We start from the raw sequence: 17267 nt of genomic DNA on the forward strand, positions 1-17267 counted from the left end.
CGCGGCAATGGTCGGTTAATCGCTTTGAAACACAACGTGCTTTCACTTGGATCATGAGTGAGCCCACGTGGGCACCGCTCACCGGATTTCGGGTGGCGGTGACCTCCGCCCGTCGTGCCGACGAACTGAGTGCGCTGCTGACCCGACGCGGCGCCACGGTGACCAGTGCAGCGGCCATCACGATGGTTCCGCTGCCTGACGACGACGAACTGCGCGCCCACACCGAGGCGTTGATCGACTCGCCGCCCGACATCGTGATCGCCACCACCGGCATCGGCTTTCGCGGGTGGATCGCCGCCGCCGACGGCTGGGGGCTGTCGAACCAGCTGATCACCTCATTGGGCAAGGCGCGCATCGTCTCTCGCGGGCCGAAGGCCACCGGCGCGTTACGCGCGGCCGGCTTCTCCGAAGAGTGGTCGCCGGATTCGGAGTCGTCTCGCGAGGTGCTGGGATACCTGCTCGAGCGCGGCATCGAAGGCGACCGGATCGCGGTGCAGCTGCACGGCGCCACCGATGACTGGGATCCGTTCCCCGAGTTCGTCGACGAGCTGCGCGCGGCAGGCGCCGACGTCGTACCCATCCGGGTGTACCGGTGGCATCCCGCGCCCCGCAACGGCGAATTCGACCAATTGGTGGCAGGTATCGCCAACCAGAAGTTCGACGCGGTCAGCTTCACCTCGGCGCCCGCGGTGGCGTCGGTGTTGATGCGGGCGGCCGAAATGGGCCTCGAGAAGCAGGTGCTCTCCGCACTGCGAACCACCGTGCACGCCATGTGTGTCGGACCGGTGACGGCGCGACCGCTGGTGCGGCTGGGGGTGCCGACGTCGTCGCCCGAGCGGATGCGGCTGGGCGCACTGGCCCGGCATATCACCGACGAGTTGCCGCTGCTGCAGTCACGCCGGATGCGTGTTGCCGGACACCTTTTGGAGATTCGCGGCACCTGCGTGCTGGTCGACGGTGAGGTCAAGGCGCTGTCGCCGACGGAGATGGCGACACTGCACGCTCTGGCGCATCAGCCCGGCGCGGTGGTGTCGCGGGCCGACCTGCTGGGCGTGCTTCCCGGTGGCGGCACCAACACGCATGCGGTGGAAACCGCGGTGCTGCGGCTGCGAACGGCGTTGGGCGACAAGAACATCGTCTCGACGGTGGTCAAACGCGGCTATCGGCTGGCCGTCGACGAGCAATTCGCGCGGGCGCTATGAGTTATCTGCTGGTGGCGCATGGCACCCGCAAGCCGGGCGGTGTCGGGATGATCGGCGATCTCGCCGAGCGGGTCGCCGGTGCCTTGGATCAGCCGGTGCATGTCGCGTTCGTCGACGTGCTGGGGCCGACGCCCGCCGAGGTGCTGCGCGCATTGCCGAACAACCGGCCCGCCGTCGTGGTACCGGCGTTCTTGGCCAGCGGCTATCACGTCCGCGCGGATGTTCCCGCCCACGTCACGGCCAGCGGACATCCCGCGGTGACCGTCACCCGTCCACTGGGACCGTGTCCCGGAACGGTTCGCGTGGTGGCAGAGCGGCTGGTCGAATCCGGTTGGCGGCCAGGCGATTCGGTGATCCTGGCGGCAGCCGGCACGTCGGACGCCCGGGCGCAGTCCGATCTGCGGGTCACCGCGACGCTGCTCTCGGCGCTGATCGGCGACCGGGTGGAGTTGGCGTACGCCGCCACCGGTGAGCCGTGCGTCGCCGACGCGGTCGAGGCTGCCCGCCGGCTATCCCGCCGCCGCGTGGTGGTGGCGTCTTATCTGCTGGCGGACGGCCTCTTTCAGGATCGGCTGCGTGGGTCGGGCGCCGATCTCGTCAGCGAACCCTTGGGCACCCATCCAGGTATGGTGCGCCTGATCGCCGGCCGGTTCCGTCGCGCGCGAGTGCTCGCTTCGTCGTGCCAGTAGGGCGGACAGCCCGATGAACGCGCCGGTGACGGCGACGACGAGGGCGGTCGCGCGTCGTCGATCGATCACCGCGGCGCACTGGGCGCGGTAGTCACTGAGCGCGAAGGCCGGTCCACCCGCCAGGTGCTGGGCACGGTTGAGCCCGTCCAATTCGGTGGCTGTGTCGAAGTCCGGGAGAAAGCCCGTGCCGCAGCCGATCGGCTGACCAACGCGGTCGACGGCGTGTAAACCCACAGGTAGCGCCAGGGCGATGCCCGCGCCGAGCACCGCAGCCGCGGCTACCAAGCCCAGAAACCGCTGCAGGTTCATGGGCTGATCCTAACCACAGTCCAGCGAACAGTTCTAGTTAGCCGAAAAAGTCTGAAAAGTGACAGCCACTGTCGATTTTGGCCGTCGTTCAGCTATTGTTCACATTGCTGTAAGCGCTTGTCGCCAGGTAATAGCGGTTGTATGCTTCGCCGATAAAAGTCGGTCATGGTAGGTTCACGTAACGATCCTTACTGTACTCAGCTATCTTTTGCTAGCTGTTTACCCGACTTTGGCTGACGCGAGAAATGACTGATACCCCAGCGGAGCGGCTACGCCTGCAGTTGCTCGAGGCGCTACAAAAGGCCCGGCGCTCGATGACCACGGCAGAACTGCGTGAGCACATCGGGGACGGCGTGGTCATCGAAGCGGTCTACCGCGGTTTGACGGTGTTGGAGCGCCGCGGGCAGGTGCGTCGTCAGAGGAACTCCGGACGCCACGTGCACTGGACGTTGGCGGCGACGAAATCGCCGAAAGCGAAGAGTTAGGCCGCGGCGGCGTCTTCGATTGCGACGGGCGCGATCTGGACGAAGCCCGCCGGAGTGACCCGCGTCCGGTACACCGGGATCGACACCGCCGGGTCGTCGAGGCAGCTGCCGTCGTCGAATGCGAAGGCCTGCTTCTTGATCGGCGATTGCACGGTGGCCCGTCCGCCGCGGTCGCCCACGATGCCGCGTGAGATCACCGCCGCACCGGAGAACGGGTCGATATTTCCGACCGCACGCAGAGAGCCGTCGTCAAGGCGGAACAGTGCGGCCTGTGAACCGTCGGGCAGCAGCACGGCCACCCCGCGATTCGGGATCAGAAAGTCATACCTGCATGCCGTCGTCCAATCCGAAAGCTGGTGGCGGTAAACGTCTTTGCGATCGTCGAGCAGTGTCATTTCGCCTCCTGAAGCGGTCGTACCTTGGGCATGCCGATCGGCACCGGAACTCTGCGGCCGGCGCGTTCGGTGAACGTCACGGTCGGGTCATCGACATCGGGAGCGTTGACGAACGAGACGAACCGCGCCAGCTTGTTCGGATCGTCGAGCACGCCCTTCCATTCGCACGAGTAACCGGCGACGTGGCGTTCGATGGCCTCTTCGAACTCGGCGGCCAGGCCGAGCGAGTCGTTGCACACCACGTCGCGCAAGTGCTCCAGGCCGCCCTCCATCGCCTCCAGCCACGGCGCGGTGCGCTGCAGGCGGTCGGCGGTGCGGATGTAGAACATCAGGAACCGGTCGATGTAGCGGATCAGCGTCTCGTCGTCGAGGTCGCTGGCCAGCAGCTGGGCGTGCCGCGGCGACATGCCGCCGTTGCCGCACACGTAGAGGTTCCAGCCCTGCTCGGTGGCAATGACGCCGACGTCCTTGCTCTGCGCCTCCGCGCATTCACGGGCACACCCCGAGACCGCCATCTTGATCTTGTGCGGGGCACGCAGGCCGCGGTAGCGCTTCTCGATGGTGACCGCCATGTCGACGGAATCCTGTTGGCCGTAGCGGCACCACGTGCTGCCGACGCAGCTCTTCACCGTGCGCAGCGCCTTACCGTAGGCGTGGCCGGATTCCATGCCGCCCTCGACGAGCCGGCGCCAGATCTCCGGCAGCTGATCGACGCGGGCACCGAACATGTCGATGCGCTGACCGCCGGTGATCTTGGTGTACAGGTTGAAATCCCTTGCGATCTCTCCGATCAGGATCAGCTGCTCGGGGGTGATCTCCCCGCCCGGTGACCGCGGCACCACCGAGTAGCTGCCGTTCTTCTGGATGTTGGCCAGGAAGTGGTCGTTGGAGTCCTGCAGCGACGCCATCTCGCCGTCGAGGATGTGCTCCGAGCTGGTGGACGCCAGGATCGACGCAACCGCGGGTTTGCAGATGTCGCAACCCTTTCCGGTGCCGAAGCGCTCCAGCAGACCCGAGAAGGTCCGGATCGAGGTGGCGCTGATGATCTCGAACAGCTCGGCACGCGACTGGGAGAAGTGCTCGCACAACGCCTTCGACTGTTCGACGCCCTCGGCTTCCAGCAGCTGCTTGAGCAGCGGCACGCAGGACCCGCACGACGTGCCGGCTTTGGTGCAGGACTTCAGCCCGGCCACGTCGGTGCAACCGCCCGCGATGGCGTCGCACAGGTCGCCCTTGGTCACGTTGTTGCACGAGCAGATCTGGGCGGCTGCCGGCAACGCGCCGACACCGAGTTGCGCTGTGCCGGAATCGCTTCCGGCCGGGGCAATGAGCGCCAGCGGGTCGCCGGGCAACTCTTCGCCGACCATCGGCCGCAGCACGCCGTAGCTGGAGGCATCACCGACCAGGATGCCGCCGAGCAGCGTCTTGGCGTCATCGGAGAGCACCAGCTTGGCGTAGGTCTGGTTGACGGCGTCATTGACGACGACCTCGAGGCAGTTCGGGGTGCGGCCCATCGCGTCGCCGAAGCTCGCCACGTCGACACCCAGCAGTTTGAGCTTGGTCGACAGGTCGGCCTCGGGAAACTCGGCGGCACCGCCGAGCAGCCGGTCCGCGACCACCTCGGCGCTGGTGTAGCCGGGACCCACCAAGCCGTAGCAGCGGCCCTCGATGGCGGCCACCTCACCGACCGCGAAGATATTCGGATCGCTTGTGGTGCACGACAAGTCGGTGAGCACACCGCCGCGTTCGGCCACCTCGAGGCCGGCTTCGCGGGCCAGCTCGTCGCGCGGACGCACGCCCGCCGCAAAGATCACCAGCCCGGCCTCAATCGGCGTGCCGTCGCCGAGAATCACGCGCACGGAGGTGCCGCCGTCGGGATGTTCGACGGGCTCGATCGAGTCGGTGCCGACGTCAAGGTGCACCTCGATGCCGAGCTCGCCGATCATCCGGCCCAGCAGTGCGCCACCGGCCTCGTCGACCTGCTGGTTCATCAGGCGGGGGGCGCGTTCCACGATGTGGGCTTGTAAGCCGAACTGGCGCAGGGCATTCGCCGCTTCCAGCCCGAGCAGGCCGCCGCCGATGACCACACCGACCTTCGCCCGGCCCGCATCGAGCGTGCGCTGCACGTCGGCCCGGATGTTGTCGAGGTCGTCCAGCGTGCGGTAGACGTGGCAATTCGGCAGGTCATGGCCGGGCACCGGCGGGACGAATGCATAGGAGCCGGTGGCCAGCACCAGCGCGTCGTACGCGATGCGCTGACCGTCGGCCGTCTTCACCGTCTTTGCCGCCCGGTCGATTTCGGTGACGCGGCTGCCGAGCCGGAGGTCGACCAGGTCGTCGCCGTCGTAGTCGTTGCCCGGCAGTGCCAGCTGGGCGCGGTCCCAATGTTCGGTGTAGCCGGTCAGGCCGACGCGGTCATACGCGGCGTCGGCCTCCTCGGCCAACACCGTCACCCGCCACGCACCATCGGCGTCGCGCGATCGCAACGCTTCGGTGAACCGGTGGCCGACCATGCCGTGCCCGACGACCACGACGTTCCTGACTGATGCCATGCGCCGAGGTTAAGCAGCCGATATTGCCGCAATGTCGCCTCGTGTGAACCCGACATCACGGTGTCCTCACGGCCGCGCCGAGGCAGCTGTGAGCCGCCTTTCACCTCGTAAAAGGCGCCGGGGTAGGGTGCTGCGACGATGCTCACACTCGGGATCGACACCCGGATCACCCTGCTCGCGGCGGGGCTCGTCTTCCTGCTCGCGCTGTGTCTCGGCGTGTGGAAGTACCGCCAGATGGCGACGAGCGAGAACCACCTCGCCCACCCGTATGTGGACATCGCGCACCGCGCGGCGCTGCTGTACTCGTTTGCCACGCTGCTGATCGCGGCGTTTGTCGAACTCAGTGCGTGGCCGACGTGGCTGAACCTGACTGCGGCGATGGTGCTGGTGTTCTTCTTCGTCTTCGCCATCGCCGACTACATCGTGCACGGCATCCGCCGCGACACCACCAATCAATTCGAAAAGACCGATGCCACAACGCATATTGCGATGAGCGCGCTGATCATCGGCGAGATCGGCGGCTTCGCGGTGCTGCTCGCCGGGTTTGTCAAGGGCCAGTTCTTCTAGTCTCGTCTTCTAGTCTCGCGGCGCCCGTCTCACCGAGTGTGCGCTCACCGCGGCGAGTGTGAGCAGGCTGCGCGACTGAGCGAGGATCCGCACAGTGGATACACACTGGACGCGGTGACCGCACACTCGACCGGCCGGCCAGCGCTGATCGTCTAGAAACTCCGCGAGACTGTAGTTGCCGAGACGTTTTTCGAATGGAGGCCTCGGTAACGACAGTCTCGCGTTAAACCCAGCGCGCCAGGATCTCGCGGGCCCGCTCGCCGAGAGCGAACTGCAGAAACGGGCCGAAGCTGATGCGGGCCACGCCCAAGGGCCCGAACGACGCCGGATCGGCGGCTTCGGGCGCCGCGATCGCATTGATCGGCAGCGGCAGTTCAGACGCCAAGCGCCGCAAGGTCTCCGGATCGTGACGGCCCACCGGATACAGCACGTCCGCACCGGCCCGCGCGCATTCGGTCAGCCGTGCGATCGCCCGCTCGACACGGTCGGCGTCATCGCCGTCGCGGCGCAGGAACAGATCCGTGCGCGCGTTGATCACGACGTGCACGCCGGCGACGTCGGCCGCCGCCCGCAACGCGCCCACCAGCTCGGCGTGCTCGGACGACGACCGCAACCGTCCGCCCTCGCCGTGCACGGTGTCCTCGATGTTCATCCCCACCGCGCCCACACCCAGCAGGCCGTCGATGAGCCGCTTCGGCGCCTGCTCGTAACCGGATTCGGTGTCCACCGACACCGGCACGTCCACCGCGGCGGTGATCTGCGCGACGCGGGTGAGCAGCTCGTCGAACGTCATGCCCTCGTTGTCCGGCTTGCCCATCGAATCCGCCACCGGGTGGCTGCCGACGGTCAACGCGGCGAAACCCGCGTCCACGGCCAGCTTTGCTGACCACGCATCCCAGACCGTGGGCAGCACGACAGGGTTGCCGGGCTGGTGTAACGCCAGCAGCGTCGTCGCCCTTTCCTGCAGAACCTGCTTGGACATCGTGCAACCTCCCATTTCGCGGACGTGATCTGTCTCACTGCTATCTCAGTGCTGTGGCTAGCATCGGGTGTCGTACTGTGATCCCAGACACCCTTCAGCCCAAGGAGGTCGAATGTCCACCACAACCGAATTTGCCGAGCTGCACAAGGTTATCGGTGACCTGCGCCGGTGCGTGACGTCGCTGGCATCGCGCTACGGGGACACCTATGCAATGCGCCGGATTGTCAACGACGCCGAGCGCATCCTCAACGACATCGACCGCCTCGATATCGATGCCGAGGAGCTGGAGCTCTCGCGCGGGGTCACCCGTCACCAGACCAGCGGTGAGAAGATCGCGATCCCCGAAACCGAGTATTCCACCGACTTCTGGCAAGACGCCGGCGACGAGGGCCTGGGCGGATTGCGCTAGGGCCAGCCTCGTCTGCGACAACTGAACCGCAAGAAAGGGAACCGTGAGCGCACCCACCGCTGACCGTCCTGCCACCGGCGTCTTCTCGCCGACCCGGGCTCAAATCCCGCAGCGCACACTACGCACCGACCGGTGGTGGATGCCCACTCTATGGACCAACCTCGGCCTGGCCGCCTTCGTCATCTACGCCACCATCCGGGCGTTCTGGGGCAGCGCCTACTGGGTGGCGGACTACCACTACCTGACGCCGTTCTACTCGCCGTGCGTCAGCACCGGCTGCACACCCGAAGCCAGCCACTTCGGCCAGTTCCTGCCCGATGTGTGGTGGCTGCCGTACGCGGCGCTGTCACTGCCGTTCCTATTAGCCTTCCGCCTCACCTGCTACTACTACCGCAAGGCCTACTACCGCTCGGTGTGGCAGTCGCCGCCGGGATGCGCTGTGGCCGAGCCTCATTCGACATACACCGGTGAGACGCGCCTGCCGCTGATCATGCAGAACCTGCACCGCTACTTCTTCTACGCGGCAGTCATCATCTCGGTGATCAACACCTACGATGCGATCCTCGCCTTCCACTCGCCGTCCGGCTTCGGATTCGGTTTGGGCAACGTCATTTTGGTGGCCAACGTGATCCTGCTGTGGATCTACACGGTGTCCTGCCACTCCTGCCGGCACGTGGTGGGCGGCCGGCTCAAGCACTTCTCCAAACACCCGGTGCGCTACTGGATGTGGACCCAGGTCAGCAAGCTCAACACCCGCCACATGCTGTTCGCGTGGATCACGCTGGGCACCCTGGTGCTCACCGACTTCTACATCATGCTTGTCGCGAGTGGCACCATCTCAGACCTGAGATTCATTGGCTAGCAAGCTAATTCATTAGTAGTGAGGTTAATACATGGCTGAACTCGAACGGCACGAATACGACGTTGTCGTCATCGGTGCCGGCGGGGCGGGACTGCGCGCGGTCATCGAGGCCCGGGAACGGGGCCTGCGCGTCGCGGTGGTCTGCAAGTCGCTGTTCGGCAAGGCGCACACCGTGATGGCCGAGGGCGGCTGCGCAGCGTCGATGAAGAACGCCAACCCGAAGGACACCTGGCAGATCCACTTCGCCGACACGATGCGCGGCGGCAAGTTCCTCAACAACTGGCGGATGGCCGAACTGCACGCGCAGGAAGCCCCCGACCGGGTGTGGGAGCTGGAGACCTACGGCGCGCTGTTTGACCGCACCAAGGACGGCAGGATCAGCCAGCGCAACTTCGGCGGGCACACCTATCCGCGGCTGGCCCACGTCGGCGACCGCACCGGCCTGGAGATCATCCGCACCATGCAGCAGAAGATCGTCTCGCTGCAGCAGGAGGACAAGGCCGAACTCGGTGACTACGAGGCCCGCATCAAGGTCTTCCACGAGTGCACGATCACCGAGCTGATCAAAGACGATGACAAGATCGCCGGCGCGTTCGGCTACTGGCGCGAGACCGGCAATTTCATCCTGTTCGACGCGCCCGCGGTGGTCCTCGCGACGGGTGGCATCGGCAAGAGCTTCAAGGTGTCGTCGAACTCCTGGGAGTACACCGGCGACGGGCACGCGCTGGCGCTGCGGGCCGGCTCGACGCTGATCAACATGGAGTTCATTCAGTTCCACCCGACGGGCATGGTCTGGCCGCCCAGCGTCAAGGGCATCCTCGTCACCGAGGGCGTGCGCGGCGACGGCGGCGTGCTGAAGAACTCCGAGGGCAAGCGGTTCATGTTCGACTACATCCCCGAGGTGTTCAAGGGCCAGTACGCCGAAACCGAAGAAGAAGCCGATCAGTGGCTCAAGGACAACGACTCGGCGCGACGCACCCCTGACCTGCTGCCCCGCGACGAGGTCGCGCGCGCCATCAACGCCGAGGTGAAGGCCGGCCGGGGCACCCCGCACGGCGGCGTCTACCTCGACATCGCGTCACGCATGCCCGTCGAGGAGATCAAGCGCCGGCTGCCGTCGATGTACCACCAGTTCATGGAGCTGGCCGAGGTCGACATCACCAAGGACGACATGGAGGTCGGACCGACCTGCCACTACATCATGGGCGGCATCGAGGTCGACCCGGACACCGGCGCGGCGAAGACGCCCGGCCTGTTCGCCGCCGGGGAGTGCGCGGGCGGTATGCACGGCTCGAACCGGCTGGGCGGCAACTCGCTCTCCGACCTGCTGGTGTTCGGCCGACGCGCCGGGCTGGGCGCCGCCGACTACGTGCGGGCGCTTCCGGATCGGCCGAAGGTGCACGAGCATGCGGTCGAGGCGGCCACGCAGATGGCGCTTGCCCCATTCGACGGACCGGGCGACGGCGTCGAGCCGGAGAACCCGTACACGCTGCAGCTCGACCTGCAGGACACGATGAACGACCTGGTCGGCATCATCCGCAAGGAAGAGGAGATCCAAGAGGCGCTCGCCAAGCTCGAGGAGCTGCGCCAGCGCTACAAGAACGTCAAGGTCGAGGGCGGGCGGCACTTCAACCCGGGCTGGCACCTGGCCATCGACATGCGCAACATGCTGCTGGTCAGCGAGTGCGTCGCCAAGGCGGCGCTGACCCGCACCGAGAGCCGTGGCGGGCACACCCGCGACGACTACCCGCAGATGGACGCCAACTGGCGCAACAGCCTGCTGGTGTGCCGCGCCGAAGGCGACGATCCGGTGGTGCCCGACGTCAGCATCACCAGGGAGGAGCAGGTGCCGATGCGACCGGACCTGCTCGAGCTGTTCGACATCGAAGAGCTGAGCAAGTACTACACCGACGCCGAGCTGGCCGACCACCCCGGACGGAGAAAGTAAATGGCAACCTACAACGCGAACATGCGGGTGTGGCGCGGCGACGAGTCCGGCGGCGGCTTGCAGGATTTCACCGTCGAGGTCAACGAGGGCGAGGTGGTGCTCGACATCATCCACCGGCTCCAGCAGACTCAGAGCCCCGATCTGGCCGTGCGGTGGAACTGCAAGGCCGGCAAGTGCGGATCGTGTTCGGCGGAGATCAACGGGCGGCCGCGACTGCTGTGCATGACGCGGATGTCGACCTTCGATCCGGCCGAAACCGTCACTGTGACGCCGCTGCGCACCTTCCCGGTGATTCGCGACCTGGTTACGGATGTGTCGTTCAACTACGAAAAAGCCAGGGAGATCCCGTCGTTCACGCCACCGAAGGATCTGCAGCCCGGCGAGTACCGGATGATGCAGGAAGACGTCAACCGGTCGCAGGAGTTCCGCAAGTGCATCGAGTGCTTCCTGTGCCAGAACGTCTGCCATGTGGTCCGCGACCATGAGGAGAACAAGAAGGCCTTCGCCGGTCCGCGCTTCTTGATGCGCATCGCCGAACTCGACATGCATCCGCTGGACACGCTCGATCGCAAGGACATGGCCCAGGACGAGCACGGCCTGGGCTACTGCAACATCACCAAGTGCTGCACCGAGGTGTGCCCCGAACACATCAAGATCACCGACAATGCGTTGATCCCGATGAAGGAGCGCGTGGCCGACCGCAAATACGACCCGGTGGTGTGGCTGGGGAACAAGTTATTCCGGCGCTGAGCGGGGGTACTCTCAGCAGAGAGCGGCCAATCAACGACGAAAGGCAGCCTAATGCGCATCGGAGAACCCCACAGCGTCAACGACATTCGCACCGCGATCCGGGAGCTGACGGCACGTGCCGAGCTGGCACGCAAAGAAGGACGGCCGGACGACGCGGCGGAGATCGAGCAGCGTATCCAGGGTTATCGCGAAGAGCTCAGCGCGCGTCCGTAACGGCGCACCGGGTTAGGCACCCAGCCGGCGGAATGTGCTGCGATGGAACACAATCGGCGGCACATCGGAGTGCACGGTGATATCGCTGACCCGCAGAATGACGATGGTGTGATCCCCGGCGGGGATCAGCTGTTCGACCGCGCTCTCCAGCCAGACGCTGGTGCCGTCGACGAACACCGCCCCTCGCTGGTTTGACACTGTCTGCAGCCCGGCGAACCGGTCGCCGGTCTTGGCGGCCAATGCGCGGGCGGCCTCGTCGTGCGACTCGCCGAGCACGCTGATCCCGAGGTACGGCAGGTCCTTGAGCTTCGGCCAGGTCGCCGAGGTGTTCTGTACGCAGAACGACACCAGCGGTGGGTCCAGCGACACCGGGACGAAGGTGCTGGCCGCCAGGCCCACCCGTTGGCCGTCCACTTCAGCGGCAATCGCGATCACCCCGGACGGGAAATGTCCGAAGGCCTCCCGCAGCGTCGACGGGCTCAGATTGGTGCGGCTCATCGAGTTCATCTTCGCACCCGTTCGGCGAGCTAGTCAGCCCAGCGTTGCGCCTCGACCTCGGGCGGCAGCGGGGGATGCAGCGGTACGTCCAGACCGTCGTAGATGCCTGGCTTCTGCGTGGCCAACCATTCGATGGCGCCGAGCAGCCGGTTGGCCGCGGTGGTGTTGCCGCCGTCGGCGCGGGTGCCGCCGGGAACGTCGGCGCGGCTGACGATGGTGAGCTGCGGATCGCCGTCGACGATGACGCGATGGTCGCCGACGCCCTCGTCGGGCTGCGGCCAGTCCGGCGCACACGACGGGTGGATACGGGTGATGTGGTCGATGACGATGCGCTCGCGGCCGCCGGCCTTGCCGATGATCTTCAGCCAGAACGCGCCCTGCGTGCCCTTCTCGAAGCGGCCCATCACGGTGTCCACCGCCTGCTCCAGCGCAAGCCGCTGCACGTCTTCGGTGATCTCGTCGATCTCCAGGCCCAGCCCGCGCCCGATCAGCCGGATGTTGCCGCCCCACACCATCGTCGGGATCGACGGCAGCAGCATCATTGGCACCTCGTCCATCGACCCCCCGAATCCGCACAGCACCTTCACCGCGTGCGGCTGGTCGTACGTGGAGTAGTCGAAGATCTCCTGGCAGTGGATGGAGCGGATGCGCGTGCACAGCCCGGCGGCGATTACGGCCAGCGCGTCGTTGGCCCACCCCGGATCGACGCCGCTGACCAACAGCGTGGAATTGCCGGCCTCGGCGGCGGAGGTCAGGCGCTCAACCCAGTCCGGCGGCGCGGACGCCGGGTCGTAGAGGGAGTACAGCGCCGGGGTGACGACGTGGGCGCCCGCGCGCAGGCATCGCTCGATGTCGGCGACGGCGTCATCGGGGCGGGTGTCCCCGGAGGCCATGTAGGCCACCGCGTCGCATGCATAGAGAGCGGCGTCGACGTCCGTCGTCGCCACCACACCCGTCGCCTGGTCCAGCCCGGCGAACGTCGCCGCATCCTCGCCGGCCTTATCCGGTGACGAGGTGATCAACCCTGTCAGCTGCAACCCCGGAAACGCCACCGCGGACCTGATTGCCGCGGACCCCATATTTCCCGTTCCCCACACCGCGACACGCCGCATGCTGAACACCCTATCCGGGCACTCGTGACCATCGTCACACGCCTCTGGAATCGCAGCTCAACGGCTAATTCGAGGCTCCGGCCAACCACTCGGTTGGTTAGCTGGCAGAAATTGCTCACACTAGCTTTGCGTTGAAGTTACCGGACGGTATAGTTAGCCGCAGTTACTGGTGGGTAACTTATTCGTAGGTACCCAACCGCAAGTGGCCAGCTCATCGAGGAGGAAATGTGAGCCACTACAAGAGCAACGTCCGTGACCAGGTATTCAACCTGTTTGAGGTGTTCGGCCTCGACAAGGCGCTTGGCGAGGGCGACTACAGCGATCTGGACATGGACACCGCCCGCGAGATGCTCACGGAGATGAGCCGGCTGGCTGAGGGTCCGGTCGCCGAATCGTTCGCCGAGGGTGACCGCAATCCCCCGACGTTCGACCCCAAGACGCATTCGGTGACGCTGCCCGAGGCGTTCAAGAAGTCGGTGCGGGCCACCATCGAGGCCGGCTGGGACAAAGTCGGCATCGAGGAAGAGCTCGGCGGCATGCCGATGCCCAAGGTGCTGGTGTGGGCGCTGCACGAACACCTGCTCGGCGCCAACCCCGCGGTGTGGATGTACGCCGGCGGCGCCGGGTTCGCCAGCATCTTCTACAAGCAGGCCACCGACGAGCAGAAGAAGTGGGCGCAGATCGCCGCCGAGCGCGGCTGGGGCGCCACCATGGTGCTGACCGAGCCCGACGCGGGTTCCGACGTCGGCGCCGGCCGCACCAAGGCGGTCAAGCAGGAGGACGGCTCCTGGCACATCGAGGGTGTGAAGCGATTCATCACCTCGGCCGACTCCGACGACCTGTTCGAGAACATCTTCCACCTGGTGCTGGCCCGGCCCGAGGGCGCAGGCCCGGGCACCAAGGGGCTGTCGCTGTTCTTCGTGCCGAAGTTCCTGTTCGATTTCGAGACCGGCGAGCTGGGCGAGCGCAACGGTGTGTTCGTCACCAACGTCGAGCACAAGATGGGCCTGAAGGTTTCGGCCACCTGTGAGCTGTCCTTCGGTCAGCACGACGTGCCCGCCAAGGGCTGGCTGGTCGGCGAGGTGCACAACGGCATCGCGCAGATGTTCGACGTCATCGAGCAGGCCCGAATGATGGTCGGCACCAAGGCCATTGCCACGCTGTCGACCGGTTACCTCAACGCGCTCGAGTACGCCAAGGAGCGCGTGCAGGGCGCCGACATGACGCAGATGACCGACAAGACCGCGCCGCGGGTGACCATCACGCATCACCCCGACGTGCGTCGCTCGCTGATGACCCAGAAGGCCTACGCCGAGGGTCTGCGCGCTCTGTACATGTACACCGGCACGTTCCAGGACGCCGCGGTCGCCAAGGCGCTGCACGGTGTCGACGCCGAGCTGGCGGAGCGGGTCAACGACCTGCTGCTGCCGATCGTCAAGGGTGTCGGCTCGGAGCAGGCCTACGCGAAGCTGACCGAAAGCCTGCAGACGCTGGGCGGTTCGGGCTTCCTGCAGGACTACCCGATCGAGCAGTACATCCGCGACGCCAAGATCGACTCGCTCTACGAGGGCACCACCGCCATCCAGGCGCAGGACTTCTTCTTCCGCAAGATCGTCCGCGACAAGGGCCAGGCGCTGGCGCACGTGGCCGGGCAGATCGAGCAGTTCGTGAAGAACGAGTCCGGCAACGGCCGGCTGAAGACCGAGCGTGAGCTGCTGGCCACCGCGCTGACCGACGTGCAGGGGATGGCGGCCACGCTGACCGGCTACCTGATGGCGGCGCAGGAGGATTCGAAGAACCTCTACAAGGTCGGCCTGGGTTCGGTGCGCTTCCTGATGAGCGTCGGCGACCTGGTCATCGGCTGGCTGCTGGCCCAGCAGGCCGCGGTGGCCATCGAGAAGCTGGACGCCGGTGCCAGCGGTGACGACCGCGCCTTCTACGAGGGCAAGGTCGCGGTGGCGTCGTTCTTCGCGAAGAACTTCCTGCCGCTGCTCACCAGCACCCGTCAGGTCATCGAGACCATCGACAACGAGATCATGGAGCTCGACGAGGCGGCCTTCTAAACCGCTTCACGTTCAAGGCCCCTGCGTCTTCGGAGGCAGGGGCCTTGGTCGTGGTTCTTCTGCCCGCGAAGCCCAAGCTCTGGCGACTCTGCTGAGAACGCCGCCCTCGGTGTCGCGGGCGGTGACCCGGATGACGGCGCCGGGGTCGACGAGCGCGATGCTGGCGCGTGCCTGCTTGATCCCTCTACGGCTGCGGTGCTGCTCAGCCGCGACAGCAATGTCGGCCACTTTCAAACGTGCCGCCCTGGCCAGCGCATCGATCGCGGCCAGCGCGTCGTCTTCCGGAAGCTTGCACGCCAGATCTACCGCGGTACGCGTCGGCCCGCGAGCGGACCGGCGATTGCTGTCGATGATGTACGCGGGCACCCTTGAGTCGATCCATCGGGCGCCGTGCAACGCCGAGGCCGAGAATCCCGCAAGGACACCGCGGCGACGTGATCGCAACCAGCAGGCCTTCGCCCGCAGCACCGCCGTGGGCCTGGTGCCTTTGGTGACGTAGACATCGTGGTGCACGGCAACGAAGCGGGTCCGCAGTTCGTGACGCGTCAATACACCGGCTTTGAGCGCTTCGCTGCCGATGAAAGGTTCTTCCATGTGCGAAGTCTGCCCTGCGGATCAGAGGCCTCTGCGCACAAAAAGGCGGGTTCGGGAGGACACTCTGAGTGCGTCTCGTTATTTCTCGCGCGACCGGTATTTCAACTCTTTACCGGTTCTTTGGATCAGTCACTCCCGAACCCGTCGTGCGATCGATCGTACGCCTCGGACTCCCCTCTTGCCAGAGGCAATTACGGCCAATTCGCGGCTATCGAAAGATGCCCCGTGTTGCCGTCGGGTCGGGGGGTCAGACGGCAACACGGAGCTATCCGTGTATCGGCCGACCCCCATCGCCCGTTACAGAGTCCGAAAGATTTTTCGTCAGGCTTCGAGGATCGCCGCGACGCCCTGGCCGCCGGCCGCGCAGATCGAGATCAGACCCCGCACCGGCTGGCCCGTCTCTTTCTTCTTCTCGGCCAGCTGCTTGGCCAGTTGCGCCACGATCCGCCCGCCGGTCGCGGCGAACGGATGCCCCGCGGCCAGCGACGAACCGTTGACGTTGAGCTTGCTTCGGTCGATCGAGCCCAGTGCGGCATCCAGCCCGAGTCGCTCCTTGCAGTACTCCTCGGACTCCCACGCCTGCAGGTGGGCCAGCACCACCGACGCGAACGCCTCGTGGATCTCGTAAAAGTCGAAGTCCTGCAGACTCAAGCCATTTCGGGCCAGCAGCCGCGGCACCGCATACGTCGGCGCCATCAACAGGCCGTCCTTGCCGTTGACGTAGTCGACCGCGGCGGTCTCGCCGTCGACGTAGTAGGCCAATGGTTCGATCGAATGCTGCTTGGCCCACTCCTCGGTGGCCAACAGCGCGACCGAGGCGCCATCGGTCAGTGGCGTGGAATTGCCGGCGGTCATCGTCGCGTCGCCCTGTTTGACGCCGAAGACCGGCTTGAGCGCAGCCAGCTTCTCGGGCGACGAGTCGGCGCGCAGGTTGTTGTCGCGGTACAGGCCGAGGAACGGCGTCACCAGGTCGTCGAAGAAGCCGCGGTCGTAGGCCGCCGCCATGTTGCGGTGGCTGGCCGCGGCGAGCTCGTCCTGGTCGACGCGTTTGATGCCCATCGCCTTGGCGGTGATGGCGGCGTGCTCGCCCATCGACAGGCCGGTGCGCGGCTCGCTGTTCACCGGGATCTCCACGCCCAGCGCGGCCGGCAGCTTGCCGACCAGCTTGAGCCGGTCCAGGTTGGACTTGGACCGGCGCAGCCCGAGCAGCACTCGGCGCAGGTCGTTGCCGAACGCGATGGGCGCGTCCGACGCGGTGTCCACACCGCCGGCGGCGGCCACCTCGTAGCGGCCCGACGCGACGCCATCTGCCGCGGCGATGGTGGCCTGCAGCCCGGTGCCGCAGGCCTGCTGGATGTCGAACGCCGGGGTGTACGGCGACAGCGCGCTGCCCAGCACGCATTCGCGCATCAGGTTGAAATCACGGCTGTGCTTGAGCACCGCGCCGCCGATCACCGCGCCGAGCTTCTCCCCGGACAGGTTGAACCGGTCGATAAGCCCGTCCAGGGCCGCGGTGAACATGTCCTGGTTGGAGGCGTTGGCGTACGCACCGTCCGAACGCGCGAATGGAATTCTGTTGCCGCCGAGAACGGCGACCCTTCGGCGGGTATCACTAGCCATGGCCCCATAGTACCCAC

Annotated in this window: 16 protein-coding genes and 1 pseudogene; 10 read left to right on the forward strand and 7 right to left on the reverse strand. The window is 66.2% G+C overall.

Annotated features, from left to right (window positions below; translation table 11 throughout):
• Positions 1 to 53: 53 nt before the first annotated feature.
• The 3 genes from CWS39_RS02735 to CWS39_RS02745 all read left to right on the forward strand — a co-directional run bounded on the left by CWS39_RS02735 (position 54) and on the right by CWS39_RS02745 (position 2685).
• A complete protein-coding gene (locus tag CWS39_RS02735; protein WP_102141366.1) occupies positions 54 to 1202 on the forward strand; it encodes a uroporphyrinogen-III synthase in 1149 nt (382 codons plus the stop codon).
• Complete coding sequence (locus tag CWS39_RS02740) at positions 1199 to 1891, forward strand: sirohydrochlorin chelatase (protein WP_102141367.1); 693 nt, start codon at positions 1199 to 1201, stop codon at positions 1889 to 1891. The genes CWS39_RS02735 and CWS39_RS02740 overlap by 4 nt, the downstream gene beginning before the upstream one ends.
• Before the next feature lie 554 nt (positions 1892 to 2445).
• A complete protein-coding gene (locus tag CWS39_RS02745; RefSeq protein WP_102141368.1) occupies positions 2446 to 2685 on the forward strand; it encodes a Fur family transcriptional regulator in 240 nt (79 codons plus the stop codon).
• Here the strand turns inward: CWS39_RS02745 and nirD are convergent.
• Together nirD and nirB are read right to left on the reverse strand one after the other, a co-directional pair.
• The gene (gene nirD, locus CWS39_RS02750; protein ID WP_102141369.1) at positions 2682 to 3080 is read right to left on the reverse strand and encodes a nitrite reductase small subunit NirD; all 399 of its coding nucleotides are present in this window, start codon (positions 3078 to 3080) and stop codon (positions 2682 to 2684) included. The two genes, CWS39_RS02745 and nirD, sit on opposite strands and share 4 nt — an antisense overlap.
• A complete protein-coding gene (gene nirB / locus CWS39_RS02755) occupies positions 3077 to 5632 on the reverse strand; it encodes a nitrite reductase large subunit NirB (RefSeq protein WP_102141370.1) in 2556 nt (851 codons plus the stop codon). Before nirB ends, nirD begins: the two co-directional genes overlap by 4 nt.
• A 138-nt stretch (positions 5633 to 5770) precedes the next feature.
• Between nirB and CWS39_RS02760 the strand changes: the two genes are divergently transcribed.
• Positions 5771 to 6199 carry a hypothetical protein gene (locus CWS39_RS02760; protein WP_102141371.1) on the forward strand — a complete coding sequence of 143 codons (429 nt, stop codon included), beginning with the start codon at positions 5771 to 5773 and terminating at the stop codon, positions 6197 to 6199.
• A gap of 223 nt (positions 6200 to 6422) precedes the next feature.
• Here the strand turns inward: CWS39_RS02760 and CWS39_RS02765 are convergent, their stop codons facing one another.
• Positions 6423 to 7181 carry an isocitrate lyase/PEP mutase family protein gene (locus tag CWS39_RS02765; RefSeq protein WP_102141372.1) on the reverse strand — a complete coding sequence of 253 codons (759 nt, stop codon included), beginning with the start codon at positions 7179 to 7181 and terminating at the stop codon, positions 6423 to 6425.
• 112 nt (positions 7182 to 7293) lie between these two features.
• Here CWS39_RS02765 and CWS39_RS02770 point away from each other — a divergent pair, with 112 nt between their 5' ends.
• From CWS39_RS02770 to CWS39_RS29110, 5 genes are read left to right on the forward strand one after another with little or no spacing between them, the layout of a single operon-like run.
• Entirely contained in the window at positions 7294 to 7590 is a 297-nt protein-coding gene (locus tag CWS39_RS02770; protein ID WP_102141373.1) for a hypothetical protein, read from the forward strand.
• Positions 7591 to 7633: 43 nt separating this feature from the next.
• Entirely contained in the window at positions 7634 to 8452 is an 819-nt protein-coding gene (locus CWS39_RS02775; protein ID WP_102141374.1) for a hypothetical protein, read from the forward strand.
• 31 nt (positions 8453 to 8483) lie between these two features.
• Positions 8484 to 10400, forward strand: coding sequence for a fumarate reductase/succinate dehydrogenase flavoprotein subunit (locus tag CWS39_RS02780; RefSeq protein ID WP_102141375.1), 1917 nt, complete (start codon positions 8484 to 8486; stop codon positions 10398 to 10400).
• Positions 10401 to 11150, forward strand: a complete 750-nt coding sequence (locus CWS39_RS02785; protein ID WP_102141376.1) for a succinate dehydrogenase/fumarate reductase iron-sulfur subunit — start codon at positions 10401 to 10403, stop codon at positions 11148 to 11150.
• Positions 11151 to 11201: 51 nt separating this feature from the next.
• Positions 11202 to 11363 carry a hypothetical protein gene (locus tag CWS39_RS29110; protein WP_199177930.1) on the forward strand — a complete coding sequence of 54 codons (162 nt, stop codon included), beginning with the start codon at positions 11202 to 11204 and terminating at the stop codon, positions 11361 to 11363.
• Between the two features lie 12 nt (positions 11364 to 11375).
• On the opposite strand, the gene CWS39_RS02790 is transcribed toward CWS39_RS29110, so the two are convergent.
• On the reverse strand, positions 11376 to 11861 hold the full coding sequence (locus CWS39_RS02790; protein WP_102141470.1) for a flavin reductase family protein: 486 nt from the start codon (positions 11859 to 11861) through the stop codon (positions 11376 to 11378).
• Between the two features lie 29 nt (positions 11862 to 11890).
• Positions 11891 to 12973 (reverse strand): NAD(P)H-dependent amine dehydrogenase family protein, encoded by a 1083-nt coding sequence (locus tag CWS39_RS02795; protein WP_102141471.1) that lies wholly within the window; start codon positions 12971 to 12973, stop codon positions 11891 to 11893.
• A gap of 227 nt (positions 12974 to 13200) precedes the next feature.
• Here CWS39_RS02795 and CWS39_RS02800 point away from each other — a divergent pair, with 227 nt between their 5' ends.
• Positions 13201 to 15036, forward strand: a complete 1836-nt coding sequence (locus CWS39_RS02800) for an acyl-CoA dehydrogenase (RefSeq protein ID WP_102141377.1) — start codon at positions 13201 to 13203, stop codon at positions 15034 to 15036.
• 135 nt (positions 15037 to 15171) lie between these two features.
• Here the strand turns inward: CWS39_RS02800 and CWS39_RS02805 are convergent.
• A pseudogene (locus tag CWS39_RS02805) lies at positions 15172 to 15630 on the reverse strand (hypothetical protein); the annotation flags it as partial.
• A 321-nt stretch (positions 15631 to 15951) separates the two neighbouring features.
• A complete protein-coding gene (locus CWS39_RS02810) occupies positions 15952 to 17250 on the reverse strand; it encodes an acetyl-CoA C-acetyltransferase (RefSeq protein WP_102141379.1) in 1299 nt (432 codons plus the stop codon).
• Positions 17251 to 17267: the final 17 nt, after the last annotated feature.

Origin of the sequence: Mycobacterium hubeiense (assembly GCF_002838065.1) — a bacterium.
Lineage (GTDB): Bacteria > Actinomycetota > Actinomycetes > Mycobacteriales > Mycobacteriaceae > Mycobacterium > Mycobacterium hubeiense.